General features: G+C 68.4%; 18 protein-coding genes. 10 read left to right on the top strand and 8 right to left on the bottom strand.

Annotated elements, in window-relative coordinates:
• Together E1286_RS38970 and E1286_RS38965 are read right to left on the bottom strand one after the other, a co-directional pair.
• Positions 1-442: SDR family oxidoreductase (locus tag E1286_RS38970; RefSeq protein WP_132620994.1), on the bottom strand; the 442-nt coding region annotated here is incomplete at its 3' end.
• A 14-nt stretch (positions 443-456) separates the two neighbouring features.
• Positions 457-888: a carboxymuconolactone decarboxylase family protein gene (locus tag E1286_RS38965; RefSeq protein ID WP_246075536.1), complete on the bottom strand. Its 432-nt coding sequence runs from the start codon at positions 886-888 to the stop codon at positions 457-459.
• Positions 889-1,163: 275 nt separating this feature from the next.
• On the opposite strand from E1286_RS38965, the gene E1286_RS38960 reads away from it, so the two are divergent.
• The gene (locus E1286_RS38960) at positions 1,164-2,111 is read left to right on the top strand and encodes an RNA polymerase sigma-70 factor (protein WP_132620990.1); all 948 of its coding nucleotides are present in this window, start codon (positions 1,164-1,166) and stop codon (positions 2,109-2,111) included.
• Between the two features lie 471 nt (positions 2,112-2,582).
• Here the strand turns inward: E1286_RS38960 and E1286_RS38955 are convergent, their stop codons facing one another.
• On the bottom strand, positions 2,583-4,565 hold the full coding sequence (locus E1286_RS38955; protein WP_132620988.1) for a hypothetical protein: 1,983 nt from the start codon (positions 4,563-4,565) through the stop codon (positions 2,583-2,585).
• A 253-nt stretch (positions 4,566-4,818) separates the two neighbouring features.
• On the opposite strand from E1286_RS38955, the gene E1286_RS38950 reads away from it, so the two are divergent.
• Both E1286_RS38950 and E1286_RS49605 read left to right on the top strand, forming a co-directional pair.
• Entirely contained in the window at positions 4,819-5,418 is a 600-nt protein-coding gene (locus E1286_RS38950) for a recombinase family protein (RefSeq protein ID WP_223190835.1), read from the top strand.
• A gap of 111 nt (positions 5,419-5,529) precedes the next feature.
• Positions 5,530-5,712: a hypothetical protein gene (locus E1286_RS49605; RefSeq protein WP_223190834.1), complete on the top strand. Its 183-nt coding sequence runs from the start codon at positions 5,530-5,532 to the stop codon at positions 5,710-5,712.
• 69 nt (positions 5,713-5,781) lie between these two features.
• Here E1286_RS49605 and E1286_RS38945 read toward each other — a convergent pair whose 3' ends face one another.
• The 5 genes from E1286_RS38945 to E1286_RS38925 all read right to left on the bottom strand — a co-directional run bounded on the left by E1286_RS38945 (position 5,782) and on the right by E1286_RS38925 (position 9,237).
• Complete coding sequence (locus E1286_RS38945) at positions 5,782-5,973, bottom strand: hypothetical protein (protein WP_132620986.1); 192 nt, start codon at positions 5,971-5,973, stop codon at positions 5,782-5,784.
• 52 nt (positions 5,974-6,025) lie between these two features.
• Positions 6,026-6,895 carry an SDR family oxidoreductase gene (locus tag E1286_RS38940; RefSeq protein WP_132620984.1) on the bottom strand — a complete coding sequence of 290 codons (870 nt, stop codon included), beginning with the start codon at positions 6,893-6,895 and terminating at the stop codon, positions 6,026-6,028.
• Between the two features lie 127 nt (positions 6,896-7,022).
• On the bottom strand, positions 7,023-7,781 hold the full coding sequence (locus tag E1286_RS38935) for a GOLPH3/VPS74 family protein (RefSeq protein ID WP_165970109.1): 759 nt from the start codon (positions 7,779-7,781) through the stop codon (positions 7,023-7,025).
• 83 nt (positions 7,782-7,864) lie between these two features.
• Positions 7,865-8,383, bottom strand: coding sequence for a small multidrug efflux protein (locus tag E1286_RS38930; protein WP_132620982.1), 519 nt, complete (start codon positions 8,381-8,383; stop codon positions 7,865-7,867).
• Positions 8,384-8,487: 104 nt separating this feature from the next.
• Positions 8,488-9,237, bottom strand: a complete 750-nt coding sequence (locus tag E1286_RS38925; protein WP_132620980.1) for a helix-turn-helix domain-containing protein — start codon at positions 9,235-9,237, stop codon at positions 8,488-8,490.
• A 353-nt stretch (positions 9,238-9,590) separates the two neighbouring features.
• On the opposite strand from E1286_RS38925, the gene E1286_RS38920 reads away from it, so the two are divergent.
• The 7 genes from E1286_RS38920 to E1286_RS38895 form a co-directional block, all read left to right on the top strand.
• On the top strand, positions 9,591-10,196 hold the full coding sequence (locus E1286_RS38920; protein WP_132620978.1) for a TetR/AcrR family transcriptional regulator: 606 nt from the start codon (positions 9,591-9,593) through the stop codon (positions 10,194-10,196).
• A 393-nt stretch (positions 10,197-10,589) separates the two neighbouring features.
• Positions 10,590-11,006, top strand: a complete 417-nt coding sequence (locus tag E1286_RS50845) for a hypothetical protein (RefSeq protein WP_246075538.1) — start codon at positions 10,590-10,592, stop codon at positions 11,004-11,006.
• Positions 10,991-11,191: a CPBP family glutamic-type intramembrane protease gene (locus E1286_RS50840; RefSeq protein ID WP_246075537.1), complete on the top strand. Its 201-nt coding sequence runs from the start codon at positions 10,991-10,993 to the stop codon at positions 11,189-11,191. The genes E1286_RS50845 and E1286_RS50840 overlap by 16 nt, the downstream gene beginning before the upstream one ends.
• A gap of 218 nt (positions 11,192-11,409) precedes the next feature.
• Positions 11,410-12,297, top strand: coding sequence for an SDR family NAD(P)-dependent oxidoreductase (locus tag E1286_RS38910; protein ID WP_246075535.1), 888 nt, complete (start codon positions 11,410-11,412; stop codon positions 12,295-12,297).
• Positions 12,298-12,597: 300 nt separating this feature from the next.
• Complete coding sequence (locus tag E1286_RS38905) at positions 12,598-12,990, top strand: ester cyclase (protein WP_132620974.1); 393 nt, start codon at positions 12,598-12,600, stop codon at positions 12,988-12,990.
• A 382-nt stretch (positions 12,991-13,372) separates the two neighbouring features.
• Complete coding sequence (locus E1286_RS38900) at positions 13,373-14,926, top strand: alpha/beta hydrolase (protein WP_132620972.1); 1,554 nt, start codon at positions 13,373-13,375, stop codon at positions 14,924-14,926.
• Positions 14,927-15,465: 539 nt separating this feature from the next.
• Positions 15,466-16,057 (top strand): site-specific integrase (locus E1286_RS38895; RefSeq protein ID WP_246075534.1); only part of this gene is annotated, 592 nt, incomplete at its 3' end.

Raw genomic sequence — 16,057 nt, 5'->3', positions numbered from 1 at the left:
CCTGCTGCCAGTCCAGGAGCTGGCCGACGAACTCGTGGAACTGCGCGGCCCGCAGGATGCGGACGGGGAGCGGGCCGGACAGGAGGAGTTCCTCGTGCACCTTCTTGGCGGCGAGGAAACCGGCGGTGGCCTTGTCAGCGCCGATGATGGACGCCATGGCGATCCGGGCGACCCCCGCCTTCCGGCCGGCCTCGTGCAGATTGCGGGCCGACGTGCGGAAGAACTCCGTCGCCCCCTCCTGGTCGGAGGAGTGCCAGGAGGCGACGTCGATGATGACCTCGACCCCGGTGAGCGCCTCGGCCAGGCCCTCACCGGTGATGATGTCCACGCCGGTGGCCCGGGACATCGGCACGACCTGATGTCCCCGCTCGGTCAGCACGTCGACGACGTGGCGGCCCAGCCGCCCGGTCGCTCCCGCCACCGCGAACATGGTGATGCTCATGCTGGGTCCCTTCCTTACTCGCTGTAGTTCTGGCCAGGGGGCATGCCGGGGATCGGCTTGGCGATGAGGGCGGCTGGGGTGAAGAAGCCGATGTGGGCGATCGCCATGATGAGCGACCACATCGCCTTGTCGCCGTAGTGCGCCGACGCCCTGGCGTACAGCTCATCGGGGACGCGCTCCCCCGACGGGTTCGGGGTGAGGACCGCCTCCACCAGCTCCAGCGCGACCCGTTCGGCGCCGGTGAAGTAGGTGGCGTCCCGCCAGGTGGCTACGGCGGTGATGCGCTCCTCGGACTCCCCGATCCTGCGGAGGTTGCCGGTTTCCCTGATGGTGAAGTACGTGCTGCCGAGGAGCTGTCCGGCGTGCAGTTGCAGCAGGTGGATGGTGGTCTGCGGAATCGCGCCGTTCTGGAGGGCTTTGTGCAGACCTTCGCCGACTTCCGCCATCTCGGGGAGGAAAGGGAGGGGGTTGGGCATGCGCGACCGCTGGTCGGTTGTCGTGGGCTTGGACACGGGGAAGACTTCCCTTCTCGCTCTCAACGCGTCGTAGTGCCGTACGGATCGTTCGCACGGCGTCCTGACGACCACGAGACGCCGGCACCCCGATCCCTGTAACAGCGCGGCCATGTGACATAGGCCACCTACCGGGGGTGTTACACAGCGGTGGCGACTCACGTCTTGTGCGTGTGGAAGTGCTGAGAACGAACAGGCAGGAGCGGGGCATGACCCAGCCGAGCGAACGAAGTGCGGACCCAGCCGAGCCGCTCGATCGTGTCGACCACGTCGACTCCGTGGACTCCGCCACCCAGGCGTTCGTCGCCCACCGCAACCTGCTGTTCACCGTCGCCTACGAGCTGCTCGGCTCGGCCGCCGACGCCGAGGACGTCCTGCAGGAGACGTGGCTGCGATGGGTCGGCGTCGATCTCGGCACCGTGCGGGAGGAGCGCGCCTACCTGGTGCGGATCGTCACCCGGCAGGCACTGGACCGGCTACGCGCGCTCGGCCGGCGCAAGGAGTCCTACGTCGGGCCGTGGCTGCCCGAGCCGTTGCTCACCTCGCCCGACGTGGCGGAGGACGTCGAGCTGGCCGAGAGCGTCTCGATGGCGATGCTGCTGGTGCTGGAGACGCTGCAGCCGACCGAGCGGGCGGTGTTCGTGCTGCGCGAGGTGTTCGACCTGGACTACGACGAGATCGCCGAAGCCGTCGACAAGAGCCCGAACGCGGTACGCCAGATCGCCTACCGGGCGCGGGCACATGTCGCCCCCCGCCGACCCCGCGGCATCACCTCCCCTGCCGAGACCCGAGCCGCGCTCCAGGCCTTCCAGCGAGCGGTCGAAACCGGCGAGCTGCAGAGCCTGATCGACGTCCTCGCGCCGGACATCGTCGCCCTGAGCGACGGCGGCGGAGTCAGGCACGCCCTGCTGCGGCCCGTCGTGGGGATCGACCAGGTGGCTCGCCTGCTGGCCGTCGGCTGGTGGAAACGGGACGCGGAACGGTCGGTCGAGCTGGTTCAGATCAACGGCGCCCCCGGGCTGCTCGTACGGGTCGACGGGGAGATCGACGGAGTGGTGGCGGTGCGCGTGGAGAACGGCTACGTCACCGGCGCCTACCACGTGCGTAATCCCGAGAAGTTGTCGCGCGTGGAGCGGGAGACCGCCGTGACCCGCTGAGCTTCGGCCACGCTGCGGGAGGGGGCGGCGCGCTCGGCGGTGAAGATGCGCTCCATCTCGGCGCACAAGGTCGTGGACGTTCGGCAGAAGTCCGGATGCCTGTCGAGAACCTTCTGATCCCGGCACCCATCACGCGAACCCAAGGGCGCCGTCAGACCTACCTGGCGGCTGGGGACACGGTCGGGAGCGGATGGCCTTTCTAGGTGGCCTGTTGAACAGGTACTCGGTGGGCTCGTAGGACAGCCGCCTCGGTCGGTGCGGGAGCAGAAGTCGGCGGTCGCGGGCGTGCGGGGTCATGTCGCCGCGAAGCTTGACCCTGAGGCCTCCCACTCGGGTCCGCGTCACCCGGGGCAAAGTAACTCTGGTGACGACGGAGACGGGGGTGCTCTGCTGACCGCGGCCCCAGCTCCTAGGTAGATCACCCTGTCAGTGGCTGCTGAGAGGGCGTCAAGGTGGCCGCTTCTGGTCGCGTTATTGGCGCGAGAGTGCGCGAGTGAGGCCTGCCAGGATGGTCGTTGCGAGGATCCACCCTGCAGTGATCATCGCCGCGGCGAGCCACTGTTGTGCGCCGCGCGGGCCGAAGGAGCTCTCCTGCCCGAAGCTGATGATCGGGAGGAGCAGGTCCAGGGTGTAGAGGAAGGCGTTGAAGGGGGGAGCCTCGCCTGGCTTGAAGGCCGGTGGCTGGTGGGCGGTGAAAGCGACCGTGCCGATAAGGAGAAGGGCTGCGAGCCAGAGCGCAGCGCGGAAGGGTCGGTACCCGTACCCGACGGTCCAGTCCTGCACATATCCCCACAGCCGCGCCCCGAGCCGTTGCCCCGTGCGGCGGCGACGCTGTTTGGCCAGCAGCACGTCGCGAGCAGCCTCATCGTGACCCTGCCGGCGGTAGACGGCGGCCAACTGCTCGTAGGGTTGAGGTTGGTAGGCCTCCTTGGCCAGCCAGTCAAGTCGCTCCTGGACAGGCAGGGGAGCCTCCAGGCCGTCATAGGTGAAGCCGTTCATCAGGATGTGAGCAGGCCACCGGCTGGGAGCGTCATCGAGCACGCCGACCCGACTGTGGCGAAGGTCGGCGGCCCGCAGCAGTTCCGTCTGGGGCCCGATCTTCAGCGAAGCCGCTTCTACACCACGAAGGTGAAGGTCACCGTCGATGGTGGTCTCCGCAAGGCACAGTGTGGCGGCGATCCGGGAGTTCCTGATCGAGACGTCTCCCGTGGCCGCGAAGCCTTCGCAGCAGTCGATGCCCCCGCCCGCGGTCACCTCCCATAGGGACAGAACTCGCCCGCCGGGATTGCTGAGGGCGGCACCGTGAAACTCCAAGCTGCCCTCGATCCGGGCGTTGATGAGCAGGATCTCCCCGTCGGCACAGAAGCCTTCGCTGCAGCTGAGCCTGCCGGTGACCCCCAGCCGACGCAGGGAAAGCGCCGTCGCACCCGGGTTGGACAGCGTCCCGCCGTCGAGGTTGACCGATCCGCGGACCTGGGTGGAGTCCAGAAAGACCTCTCCGTTCGCCACAAAGCCTGGTGTGAGTCGCAGTCCGCTGCCGATCTCCATCAGCGGCGCGTTCAGCGCGCGTCTTCCCAGATTGGCGAGGCTCGCCTGCGCGAAACGGAGCGAACCGGCCACGCGGGCTCCGCGCAGAAGGACTTCACCTTCGGCCGAGAAGCCGTCATCGATGCGCAGCCCGCCCTCGACACTGAGTCTCTCCGCGTTCAGGGCGACGCCGTCCGGGTTGGACAGCTGGGCTCCGCTGAAGACGCACCGGCGCCCTATCCGGGCGTCCTGCACGCTCAGCTCCCCCCAGGAGCGGAAACCGCGGGCACACGACAACCCGCCGTCGATGACGACCCCTTCGGCGGTGAGGCTGAAGCCGTCTGACCGCCCGACCCGTGCGCCATCGAGGGTCATCGTCCCGCCGATCCTGGCGCCAACAACACGTAACTCACCGTCGATGACGGCATTCGCGCACAAAAGATCACGGTCGACAATCAGGCCGTCGGCATGGACAGCCTGAAGTGCGTGGATCGCTGCGCCGCTGAGATTCAGTGTTCCGGACACATGGGCCCCGGCGAGCTGGATCGGGCCGGCCATCTCGCAGTCTTCCAGGCGCAGTGCCCCGCCGATCACAGCGTCTACAGCCTGCAGTCCGGGTGCCCGGGAGGCCGCGAGGTCCACCAGGCCAGTGCGGGCTCCGGTGAAGACCGGCGCTTCCTCGAACTCGCACTTGGTCAAGATCAGAGGGTGCTGTACCTCGGCGTACGACAGGTCCAATCGGCCCGCGATCCGGGCGCCGGACAGGTGCATGCCGGGCGTCTGCCCTGCAAGGCGCTCCTGGGCGCCGAGCAACATCCTTGCGATGATCGCAGCCCGAACGGGGGTGCCAGGAAGATCTACAGGACGCCCTGTGGGAAACGCCTCCCAGAGGGCGAGTTCCGGCTCGGACAGATCCTCGATGATCACAGGGCACTCCTGGAAGGTCGCATGCGTCGGCAAGGAGAGCCTCCAGGGTCACCACCTGTCTTGGCAACCTTCATGCCCGGCCCATCGCTTGGATCGCAAAGTGCGCGATTCGCAGAAATGAGAAATGAGAAATGACCAGTTCTGCAAGACGACGAACACCGGCGACGCGCGTCCTGTTTGTCCCTGACCGTCGTTCTCAGAACCTCTCGCAAAACCATCTTCGCAAAATGGTGGTCCCGGTAGGTTCTGCGACATGAGCGAGCCTGCCGATCCAGCTGCTGCCGTCGAGGCCTTCGACTGCCCCATGTGCGAGGCGCCGGCGGGCAGCGCCTGCCGGACCAGAGGCGGCAAGGTCGCACCGAAGTACCACACGCCCCGCTTCATGCTGGTGCCCTCGCTGCGCGCGGAGCTCGAGGTCCGTACCCCGGCCGGGCACGGACCTGGCCGCCGGTGGCAGGCGGGCCCAAGGGTCGACGCCGTGGTGGGGCCGGTGGCCTCGGTTCGCCCGACCCGGGTCGGTTACGCCCGATGCAGCACCGCGCGGCAGGAGCTGGACAGCCAGCTGGACGCGTTGAAGGGGGCGGAATGCGATCCGGTCTTCTCAGAGAAGATCAGCAGCCGGATCAAAATGCGGCCGGAGTTCGCCAAGGCGCTGGCCTACGCGCGCACCATCAAATCCGCGGTCCCGCACCAGCGGGTGATCTTCACGGTGCACGAGATGAAGCGGCTCGGCCGCGGCGCCGCCGAGCTGCTGGCGATCGCCGAACAGCTGCGCCATCACGACATCGAGCTGGAGCTGCTGCCCGGACCGCTGCAGGGCGTCTACAACCCTTCCGGGCACGGGGCGGCGTGATTCGCCTTCTTCGCCGGGATGGCAGAGTCTGAACGGGAGTATGTGCGGGAGAAGTCGTTGGAAGGCCAGGCTTCGGCCCGGGAGCGCGGCCGCCACGGCGGCAGGCCGAAGGTGTTTGACGACGACATGCTCGCCTACGCACGAGCACTGCGGGAGCGGGGCGTGCCGGTGCCCGACATCGCGGCCAAGCTGGTCATCCCCTCGGGCAAGAACAAGGGCCGGCACCCCTCGGTGGCCAGCGTCTACCGGATGCTGGCCGAGAGCGGCGAGGAAGGCGAGCCGAGGTCAGGCTGAGGGCGCGGGCCGCGGCTTGACGGCTTGGACAATGGCCGCCCCCCGGCCGACGCCCTGGTCACGCAACGGTCAGGTAGGTTGGCCGACCTCCGTCTCCGGGCCAGGTGCGAGGTCTGGGCCGAGGTCGAGCCGTTTGCTCATGTCGAGCTCGAACTTGCCGTACAGGTTCAGATGGCTCCAGAACAGGGCCGACAGGCCGCGCCGGTCGGCGTCGGTGAGTATCTTCTGCCACTTGGGCTCGGCCAAAACGATCTGCACCATGCCGAGGGCTTCGATTTCCGGCAGGACCGGGCGAAGAAGCCCGCTCGGTGGCTCAGGGTGATCGGGTGGACGAGGACCGGGAGAAGGCTCGATAACGCAACAGATAGCGGGGCACCTGCCGGAGGGCGACGGGCCGTGGCCACTCGCCGGCGCGGAGCCACGCCTCGGAGCCGCCGTCGACGACGACGACGCTGCCACACAGGAACGCGGCCGCGGGCGAGAGCATCATCATCACCCAGTCGGCGAGGTGTCCGGGGTCACCCACTCCACCGACCGGGATGGGGAATGCGCGGAACGCTCTGGCCGCGGCCGGGTTCGCGAGCTCCTCGTCGAGCAAGGGGGTCCGCACCGGTCCTGGGGCGAGCACGTTGAGCCGGATCCCGGCGCCGGCCCACGCCGGAGTCACGGCCGCTCGGCGGGCCCAGTCGGTCACCGCGATCTTCGAGGCCGCGTACGCGATGTTCGGGGCGACCGGCCCGAACAGTCGCAGCGTCCGCACCGCTCGGTCAATCTCACCGGCGCGCAGGGCGCGGATCACCCGTCGGGGCACTCCAGGGGTGACGCTCGCCGAATTGCTGCCGAACACCACGGCCCGGGCATCGCCGCTCGCCGCGAGCGCCGGCCGCAGGGCGGTCAGCAGCTGGACCGTGCCCAGCTGATTGATCTGCGCGATCTTCCGCGGGCGGTCGGGACCGGGTGAGGGGCCGATCCCGGCGGCGAGGACCGCGCCGTCGAGTACGCCGCCGGACCGCTCGAGCACTTCGGCGGCCGCTGCCGAGGGGCCTTCCGGTGTCCCGAGGTCGGCGAGGATGTCGGCGTCGTGCAGATCCACCTCGATCACGGCGTGTCCGGCAGCACGGAGGCGCCTGGTCACCGCGGCACCGATCCCCGATGCCGATCCCGTCACTGCGTAGCTGCTCATTCGAATCCCCGGTTCTGCTGAACTTGTCGATGCGCCGTGTCGAGGCGTTGGGTGATCTCGGCGGCGGGTCCGGAATCGGCCTGGATGTCATTGGACAATCGTCGTGAGACCGACGCGGGTCGCTTCTTCAGTTATGGGGAAGCACGGCCGCGGCGATGATGACGTTGTTGACGATGGTTGCGGTGACGGTGCGCGCGACCGCTTCGGCGGCGGCCCCGGCTCCCCAGTTGCCTTGCTCGAGCTCCTTGGCGCGGGTGATCACGGGGGTGGTCCAGGGGATCTCGTGGTGGAACTGGGGAAGCGTCCCGCTTCCCGAGAGCAGTGCCGTGAGCGCGGCGATACGGGGCTGCGGTTCCGTACCCTCGACGAGCACGTCGCGGACGTCCTCAAGGAGCCGGGACCGGCGCCCGCTTCCGCCGTCCTCGAGGACCGTGGTGTTGAACAGGCCGAACACCTTGCGGCTTCCCCGGCGGATGTCGCCGCGTTCGATGAGCCGGTCCAGCAGCGGGCTGCGCAGTGTCGGGCCGATCGCCGCGAGGACCGTCTGGACGCCTCGGGGCTTCTCGAAGACGTAGTCCCATGCGGGGCGGAGGATGTCATCCGACGGCGGGCGGTCCTTGATGGCTTCCACCCGTGTCGTCCCGCCTGGGCCGGTGTCGGTTCGGACGTGATGGCCAAGGGCGAGATCTGCGAGCACCGCTCCTGCGAGGGTGTAGAAGAGCGTGTTCTCGCCTGCGATGGTCCCGGTGCCGGCCTGGAGGCCGGAGTTCGGCTGGAACAGGAGGAGCAGAAGATCCTCCGCCAGGGTCGGAGTCCCGAGCCGTTTCGCCTCGCCGGGCGTCTCGGTCTCGCCGCCGGCGAACGGCTCATCAGGGTGCTGATTCATCGGTCGTTCCTTTCTGTCGTGGACCGGTTCTGTCGTCGATCGTGATGGCGCTGACGTCACGATGAAAATCCGCCGCGGTGTGTTCAGGCCAGCAGGGCCGTGAGCATGCCCCAGGACAGGGTCGTGGTCACGGTCGTCCAGACAACTATCGCTACCGCCTGCCACAGCAGGACCCACCCTCGCGGCGTGCCGGAGGCGACGAGCATGGCGGAGGTGAATTGGGTCGGAATCGCCAGGGGCCCGAGGATGCTCGCGCCGGGCACGCCGAATCGGAGCAGGTACCTCCGGAAGCGCTGACGTCCCCTCGACTCGGGCTTGGGCTCCGTGGGCGTCTCGGTCCGGCGCGCGCGACGAGCCACCGCGGTGGTGCGGACTCGCGTGCTGAACAGCACGACCGCGAGAACGCTGAGGAAGTTCCCTGAAGCCGCGGCGATGCCGGCAACGATGGGATGGATCCCGCCCAGGACGCCGATCGGCGATGCTCCTTCGCCCTCGAGGAACGGGATCGCTCCGGCGAGCATGACGATGAGGGGCTGGGCGACCTCGGGAACCTGAGCCACGAGATCTTGGAAGTTACGGACAAGGGTCTCGATGGGATTCACGGGGCTCCTCGGGCTTCGTCTCGCGGATATCGCGATCTGTTTCGGCTCAGCCCCAGTAGAGTCCGTGTTCTTGGAACAGGGTCAAATGTCGTGGGAGGCGACCGTCAGTCGTCGCCATTCGCCTCGCGCGCGATGTGCAGTTGCTCGTGCGCGAGGATGCTGGCGCGGCGCAGTACATCGAGCTGGGCGGTGTTGTACAGCTCGATCACCGCTTCGATGAACGTCTGCTGCGTGACATGCTCGCTCTTCGACAGATGCGCCACCGGATCGCTCAGCCAGGGGTAGTCGATGAGGTGCTGGGCGAGGGTCGGCGCGAGCCTCTCGGCGAGGCGCTGCCGGGTTGCCTCGTCCGCGTCGGGCGACAAGGCGTCGATGTCGGCGTCGATGGAGCCGGTGTCGGCCTCCACCATGTGCCGCAGGTCCTTCATCGCATCCTCGTCGTAGAGCTGCGTGTAGATGTGGATGATCGAGCTGTCGGCCTCGGACAGGCGTGAGGCGACGGGCTCGAACCCCGCCGGCACGTCGGCCGGCGCGCTGTCGCGCAGAATGGCCGCGATGTCGGACCGGGCTTTCTGCAGGCGCTCGATGCGTGCCGCGAGTTCGGCGTCGAGCTTTCGCAGTTCGTCCGGGGTGCTGTCCCCGGCCGCGTCGACTTCTCCGATCTGCGAGAGGGGCACGCCGAGCTCGGCGAGCCGTCGGATGCGCAGAAGGCGTACGAGATCCCGCGCCCCGTACTGTTTGTATCCGTTGTACCTGCGCTCGGGCTCGTCGAGCAGGCCGAGCCGGTGGTAGTGCCGAATGGTGTTCACCGTGGTGCCGGCGAGCTCCGCGAGTTCGCGTGTGCTCCAGGCCACGTCGTCTCCTTCCCGCGCTCACAGCGTGCATGGTCATCTCGCCCGTCGGCATGTCGCCGCGATCCCGTCGACGCGGGTGTGAGAAGACCGTAGCACTTCAGTACCGTTCGGTACCAAAGTGCTAGGGGTCGCACTGTACATACCTGAAGCCGCCGCCGAAGTCGCACGACCTCGTGCTCGCGAGTGGCCCTGCGGGCGTGAGCTTCCCTACAGGTGCACGACGATCTTTCCAACGTGGCGCCTGCGGGCGAGTTTTTCATGCGCGCGAGCGGCGCTGGTCCGGTGGGAACGTCGCGGCGATGACATGACCAGCATGGTCAGTGCCGATCAGTACCGAGGAGTACAATTGTGACATGGGTGATTCCCGGAGTACTGTCATGGGCCGGCCGAGGGAATTCGACATCGACGAGGCGCTGGAGCGCGCCATGCAGGTCTTCTGGGAGCGGGGATACGAGGGGGCAACCCTCTCTGATCTTACCGGGGCCATGGGGATCACCAAGCCGAGCATGTACGCGGCCTTCGGCAACAAGGAGCAGCTGTTCCGCAGGGCGCTGGAGCGCTACGCCGAGGGGCCGGCCTCCTACGCGACTCGTGCCCTGGAGGAGCCGACCGCACGAGGGGTGGCCGAGGCGCTCCTGCGTGGAGCGGTTCGGACCACGACCCTTTCCGAAGGCCATCCTGGATGCCTGACAGTGCAGGGCGCGCTGGCGTCAAGTGATGGAAGTCGACCCGCGCACGATCTGCTCGTCGGCTGGCGGAACGATGCGGGCCTACGCCTTGAGGAGCGCTTCCAGCGCGCCGTCGACGAGGGCGACCTCCCGCGCGACGCCGACCCGGTGCGACTGGCCCGATACATCATGACGGTGGCGTTCGGCATCGCTGTCCAGGCCGCCGGCGGCCTCGGTCACGACGAACTCCAGGAGATCGCCGACACGGCGCTGCGTAGCTGGCAGCCATAGCGGGCGTGCGACTCCAGAGTCTCTACACCGGGGCTGAGTCAGCTCACAGCGGTGGCAGGTGGTCCGGCCACGGTCGAACGGCAGCCGAAACACGACGGCGGTCAGCGAATCGCCAGCCAGTACGACGTCGATGGCCCCGGACCGGATCCGGCGCAGACGCCCGCCAGGCGGGCCGTTGACGCGCTCACGCTGAACTCGCCATGCGAGCGAAGGTTTGACCGTGTCCCGACAACATGGTTTCTCCTGTCGAAAGACCAACGCGCGAACGACAGAGGAGAGGCCATGACCGTCGACACACCTGACGAAACCTCGACGGGACGCCCCCGGCCGAAGGCGCCAGGATAGCCCGAGATCCTGGCTGGTGGCGGCGTTTACGTGGTGTCCTTCGTCCTCGTGGCCGTGCTGCTGCAACTTATCGAAAACGCTGCCGTGGCCGGTGTCGTGGGGCTTGTCGTATCGGGTGCGATGGGCCTCATCGCCTTCGCGGCCGCCGTGCTCATCCGCATCCGCGCGCTCTCGGCCTTCGCTGTCCGCCGTGCGATGCCGCGCCACTTCGTGGTCGCCGCGGTGCTCGGCCTGGTCGCCTACGTGCTCGGCCCGATCGTCGCGGTCGTCTACATGCTCGTGAGCGGCGACACGCAGAACGTGCAGACGGGCTACCAGGCGGCCGCCGCGGCCGACTGGTGGTCGCTCGTCCTCGCGCTCGTCGCGGGAGCGATCATCACCCCACTCGGCGAGAGGGGTTCTTCCGCGGGGTTCTCGCGAACACACTTTTCGCCCGCTACCAAGCCTGGATCGCGGTCGTCGTGAGCGCGGCGGTCTTCGCTGTCGCGCACGGTATCAATCCCATTCTGCCTGTGGCGTTCGTCGTCGGCGTGCTCGCCGTCCTGCTGTTCCGCTGGTCGGGTTCGATCTGGTCGGGCGTCGTGTTGCACGGCGTCAACAACGCGACCGCGTTGCTCGCCTCGCCGTTCTTCGCCCTCGCCGGGGCGTGATGAGACCCGCTGGCGCGTGCGCGTCGGCAGTGCAGCGCGTGAGGACTGCGGGGCGCGTTCCTTCCGGGTCATGGAGCCCGGCGCATGTCCGTGCGACGCCCGGCGAGCGAACCGGCGCGCTGCACTGACGCTGCTGCGATGCCGCGTCCCGGAGCGACAGGCCGACTTATGTACCGCTCGGAATAGAAGTCGCGGGGGCGAAGTTGCCTCCTTCGGCGATGGCCGCCGCGACCAGAGCGTGGAAGGGCGTCGCGAGTCATCAACACCCGAATACAGCCCCGATCCGGGGTGACAGAAAGGCCATCATGTCTGACACCGACCTGCGCAACATCGAGGCGCTCAACACTCATGAGTCCGACCGCATCGCAGTCGTCACCGGCGCCAGCCGTGGCATCGGGGCGGCCATCGCCGGCCGTCTCGCCGCCGACGGGTACACCGTCGCCGTTCACTACCGCCAGGACTCGGCCGCCGCGGCCGGCGTCGTCGAAAAGATCATCGCGGCCGGCGGCGCGGCGTTCTGCTTCGCCGCCGACCTGGCGGCACCCGAAACCGGAACCGCGTTCTGGGCCGCCTACGACGCGGCTGCGGGCCCGCTGCACGACGCTCCCGTGCGGGTGCTGGTGAATAACGCCGGGGTCGCCCTGCACGGCACCATCGAGGAGTTCGATGCCGGGGACTTCATCCGCCAGCAGCAGATCAACACCACCGCGCCGTTCCTGATCATTCAGGCCGCCCTGCCTCGCCTGGCCGACGGCGGGCGCATCGTGAACATCTCCTCCGCCGCCACCCGCGTCGCGCTCCCCGACATCATTGGCTACACCATGACAAAGGGCGCCATTGACGCCCTCACCCTTCCCCTCGCCCAGCACCTCGGCCCCCGCCGCATCACCGTCAACGCCGTCGTCCCCGCCACCACCGACACCGACATGAACACCTCCTGGTTGCGCGGCAACCCCGACCTCATCGCGGCCATCGCCGCGCAGAACGCCCTCGGCCGCATCGGCGAGCCCGACGACGTCGCCGACGTCGTCGCCCTTCTCGTCTCCCATGACGCCCGGTGGATCACAGGACAGGTCATCGACGCCACCGGCGGCTACCGCTTGTAGGAGGCGTCCCTCCGGCGCCAACAACGCAACCGCGTTGCTCGTCCCGCTCCTCATCACGCTCGCGGGAGTGTGACGAGAGCTGACGGGCGCGACCTAGAGGTGTAGTTGCGCTGCTTCAGACGCCTGCGTCCGTGACGGGACATCACCGTGCCCGTCGAATTCTGTACCGATTAGAATAGAAGTACTTGCAGTCGAGTTCTTACCTTCGGCGACGGCCGCCACGTCGAGATCGTGGGAGGGCGTCGCACATCATCCCCATCCGAGTACACAACCCCGATCCATGGCGACAGAGAGGCAATCATGTCCGACACTGAACTGCGCGAACTTTTCCAGCGCTACATCGAGGCGCTCAACGCTCATGAGTTTCACCGCATGACCGAGTTCATTCACGACGAGCTCATCGAGAACGGCCAGCCGGTCACGCGGGACGACGTGATCGCGGAACTGAAGGGGCACGGCGAGGCCGTGCCGGACTTCACTTGGCGGGTCAAGGACGTCGCCATCGACGGTGATCGCGTGGCGGCCCGTCTGTTCAACAAGGGCACGCCCGCGAAGGAGTGGTTCGGCGTGACCCCCACCGGCGCCACGGTCGAGTATGCCGAGTACTCCTTCCACAAGGTCCGCGATGGGCGCTTCTATGAGATGAACTATCTGATCGACGCCCAGGCAGTGCAGCGTCAGCTGGGCTCCTGACGTCCAGGGCCAGCCCTCGGTAGCACCCTCCGAGAACGGTCCGCGCCGCGCACAGTCGGGGGGGCCCGTTCCCGAAGGGTAGCGCCGGCCACGGCCAGAGACGCAATAGCACGCGATCATGGCCGCGACTCGGGCCAAGGTCCTGATCGCGTTCGACTTCCCGGGCCGGCGACGGAGGCTCGGGAAGTCGAACGCGAGCGTGCCCGCCGCCAGTTCGGCGGCTCCCGACGGCACCATGCTCGTCGGCATTCGGGCGGTACGCGGCAGCTCGACGTGCTCTAACGCATGCACGTCCACGCCCTGGGCGGTGCCGCGCACCGGACGTGAGCCCGCCCGGCCCTCATCCCCAGTTGACCATCACTCCGACAATGGGACAAAGCACATGCCATATCGCAAGACACCGGCCGCCGTCATGGGCGCCGCGGCGCTGACGCTGCTGCTCAGCGCCTGCGCAGGCGGGCAGGCCGACACTCTCCAGGCCGGTCAGCAACCAGCCTCCCCCGGCACCGGCCTGGACCGCTTCTACGGGCAGAAGCTGGCGTTCAAGCCCTGCGATCCGCAGATGCCGCCGGGCGCGCCGGCCGTCAAAGCCGAGTGCGCGCGGCTCAAGGTGCCACTCGACTACCAGAACCCGGAGGGTAGGCAGGCGGAGATCGCGGTCCTGCGCGTGGCCGCGCGCGGCAAGGATCCGATCGGCTCGCTCCTGCTGAACCCCGGCGGCCCCGGCTTCCCCGGCACGGAGCACGCGGCCATTACCGCCGCCGTGTGGGCGACATCGCCGATCACCGAGCGCTTCCACATGGTCGGGTTCGACCCGCGCGGCGTCGGCGCCTCCAGGCCGGCGCTCGACTGCTACACCGACGCCGAGCGCGAGCGCGATGCGAAGTTCGCCTCGTTCCCCGCCGGCGTGGACGACAGGACCGAACAGGAGACCCGCCGGCTCCTCCAGCAGTGCGCCGAGCGCTCCGGCGGCAAGCAGGTGCTCGCGCACGTCGGCACCCGCGACGTCGCGCGGGACATGGACGTGCTGCGCCAGGCCCTGGGCGATGAGAAGCTCTCCTTCGCGGGTGCCAGCTACGGCACCCGGCTGGGCGCCGTGTACGCGGAGATGTTCCCGAAGAAGGTCCGCGCGCTGGTGCTCGACGGGGCGATGGATCCGCTGAAGGGCAGCCACGAGCGACGTGTCCAGCAGTACACCGGGATGCAGCGCTCGTTCGAGCGCATGGCCGCGTCGTGCGCCACCAAGCCGGACTGCCCGCTCGGCACCGACCCCGACCGCGCAACCAAGGTCTTCCAGAAACTCGTCCGACCGCTGATCGACAAGCCGGCACCGACGTCCGACGGGCTCCGGCTGACGTTCGTGCAGGCGATCGAGGGGGTGACGGCCGCGATGTACGGCGAGGTGATCTGGCCCGCCGCGATCGCGGGCATCGCCGAACTGAAGGCCGGCAAGAGCGACACCCTGCGGAAGCTGCGCGACATCTACCACGAGCGGACCGCCGACGGCGTCTATCCCAACTCGCTCGAGGCCACGATGACGATCAACTGCCTGGACGAAGAGCGCCACACGCCGAAGCAGGAGACCGCGATGAACCGGGCGATATTCAACGTGGCGCCGTTCACCGACCCCGGCCGTCCGATCAAGCAGGCGCGCGACGGCTGCGAGCACTGGCCCGTCAAGCCGACGCTCGGCTACCCATATGCCACGGGCATCCAGGGCCTGCCCGACACGCTGACGGTCTCCGTCACGGGCGACGCCATGACGCCGCACGAGGGCGGCATCAACCTGGCCAACGCGCTGGGCGGCAGCCTGCTCACCGTCGAGGGCGAGCAGCACGGCACCCTCCAGGCCGGCAACGCCTGCATCAACGAGGCCGTGGCCGCCTACCTCATCGACCTCAAGTCACCGGCCGTAGGGGCCCGGTGCAAGCTTTGAGTGGCGAGATGGAAGGCCCCGACGACTGATTGGCCAGTGGGGTGGTGGCGGGTACCAGGTCCGCTGCGCTCCGTCATCATGTACGCCTCGTACCCATCGAAGACCGGTGATGGCCGTACGGCGGCCGGACGCAACAGCAGAAGCCCGCCACCGCGTTTGCGCTGGATATGCTCGCCTGGCGATGGTGATGCGCCCCCTATGGGCGGTCATGGAGGAAAGTGCGAGCGGCTGTCGCCCCGCCTGAGGTCATCGCCGTTTGCGGGCGACGGTAGCGGCGGTTGCTTGGCGGCGGCCACCCGCTGACCAGGACGGTGCGGGCCAACCTGCAGGGTCTGGGCGGGTTGTGAGAAAGAACTCGTATTACCTGTCACACATGCTGCGCGCGAGCAATGTCCGCCCAGCTCACACTCACCCGAGCCAGGCCGACTTAGTAGTGTTATCTGTCACATCCACCCGCGGAGGTACGTCATGCCGGTCGTCGCCTTCCCGACCCGTCCGGCCCGACCGCGTCGCCCGGCACGGACGGTGACCGCTCGGCCGTGGCCGGCGCCGTCGCCCGCTTCCTCGGCTCCCTGCAGGCGGCCACCACCCGCACCGGATACGCACGCACCCTGGCCCGCCTGACCACTATCGCCGGCCCGCACCACCCGGTCGCCGACCTGACCCCCGACGACTACGCCACCGTCATGGCGGCCTGGGACAGCGCGGCCGCGGCCACCTGGAACCGGCACCTGTCCGCCCTGATCTCCTTCACCACCTGGGCCCAGCGCCAAGACCTCCTCGAAACCAACCCCGCCCGCCGCCTGACGCGCCGCGCGACTGCTCGCCAAGGCGACCGCGCTATCCCGCAGCCCCGGCTGGAGACGCTGTTCACCAACAACCGCCACCCCCTACGGGAACGAGCCCTCTGGCGTCTCCTGTACGAAACCTCGGCCCGGGCCGAGGAGATCTTGTCCCTCTACATCGAGGATCTCGACCTGGAATTCCGACGCGCCCGCGTCACCTCCAGGGGCGGCGCCATCGAGTACGTGCACTGGGCCACCGCCACCGCCCGACTGCTGCCCCGCCTGCTGACCGGCCGCATCGCCGGGCCGGTATTCCTGGCCGACCGGCGCGCCCCCGCCTCCGGCC

The sequence above is a fragment of the Nonomuraea terrae genome, assembly GCF_004348995.1.
GTDB classification, from domain to species: domain Bacteria; phylum Actinomycetota; class Actinomycetes; order Streptosporangiales; family Streptosporangiaceae; genus Nonomuraea; species Nonomuraea terrae.
Note: the sequence above shows the minus strand (reverse complement) of the source record. Positions and strands in the feature narration are given on the sequence as shown.

Bases quoted from the DNA above. Each gene is read 5' to 3' on its own strand.
- E1286_RS38965 (WP_246075536.1), bottom strand. From the start codon at position 888: ATGGCGGAAGTCGGCGAAGGTCTGCACAAAGCCCTCCAGAACGGCGCG.
- E1286_RS38960 (WP_132620990.1), top strand. From the start codon at position 1,164: ATGACCCAGCCGAGCGAACGAAGTGCGGACCCAGCCGAGCCGCTCGAT.
- E1286_RS38950 (WP_223190835.1), top strand. From the start codon at position 4,819: ATGAGCGAGCCTGCCGATCCAGCTGCTGCCGTCGAGGCCTTCGACTGC.
- E1286_RS38945 (WP_132620986.1), bottom strand. From the start codon at position 5,973: ATGGTGCAGATCGTTTTGGCCGAGCCCAAGTGGCAGAAGATACTCACC.
- E1286_RS38940 (WP_132620984.1), bottom strand. From the start codon at position 6,895: ATGAGCAGCTACGCAGTGACGGGATCGGCATCGGGGATCGGTGCCGCG.
- E1286_RS38935 (WP_165970109.1), bottom strand. From the start codon at position 7,781: ATGAATCAGCACCCTGATGAGCCGTTCGCCGGCGGCGAGACCGAGACG.
- E1286_RS38920 (WP_132620978.1), top strand. From the start codon at position 9,591: ATGGGTGATTCCCGGAGTACTGTCATGGGCCGGCCGAGGGAATTCGAC.
- E1286_RS38910 (WP_246075535.1), top strand. From the start codon at position 11,410: ATGGCCGCCGCGACCAGAGCGTGGAAGGGCGTCGCGAGTCATCAACAC.
- E1286_RS38905 (WP_132620974.1), top strand. From the start codon at position 12,598: ATGTCCGACACTGAACTGCGCGAACTTTTCCAGCGCTACATCGAGGCG.
- E1286_RS38900 (WP_132620972.1), top strand. From the start codon at position 13,373: ATGCCATATCGCAAGACACCGGCCGCCGTCATGGGCGCCGCGGCGCTG.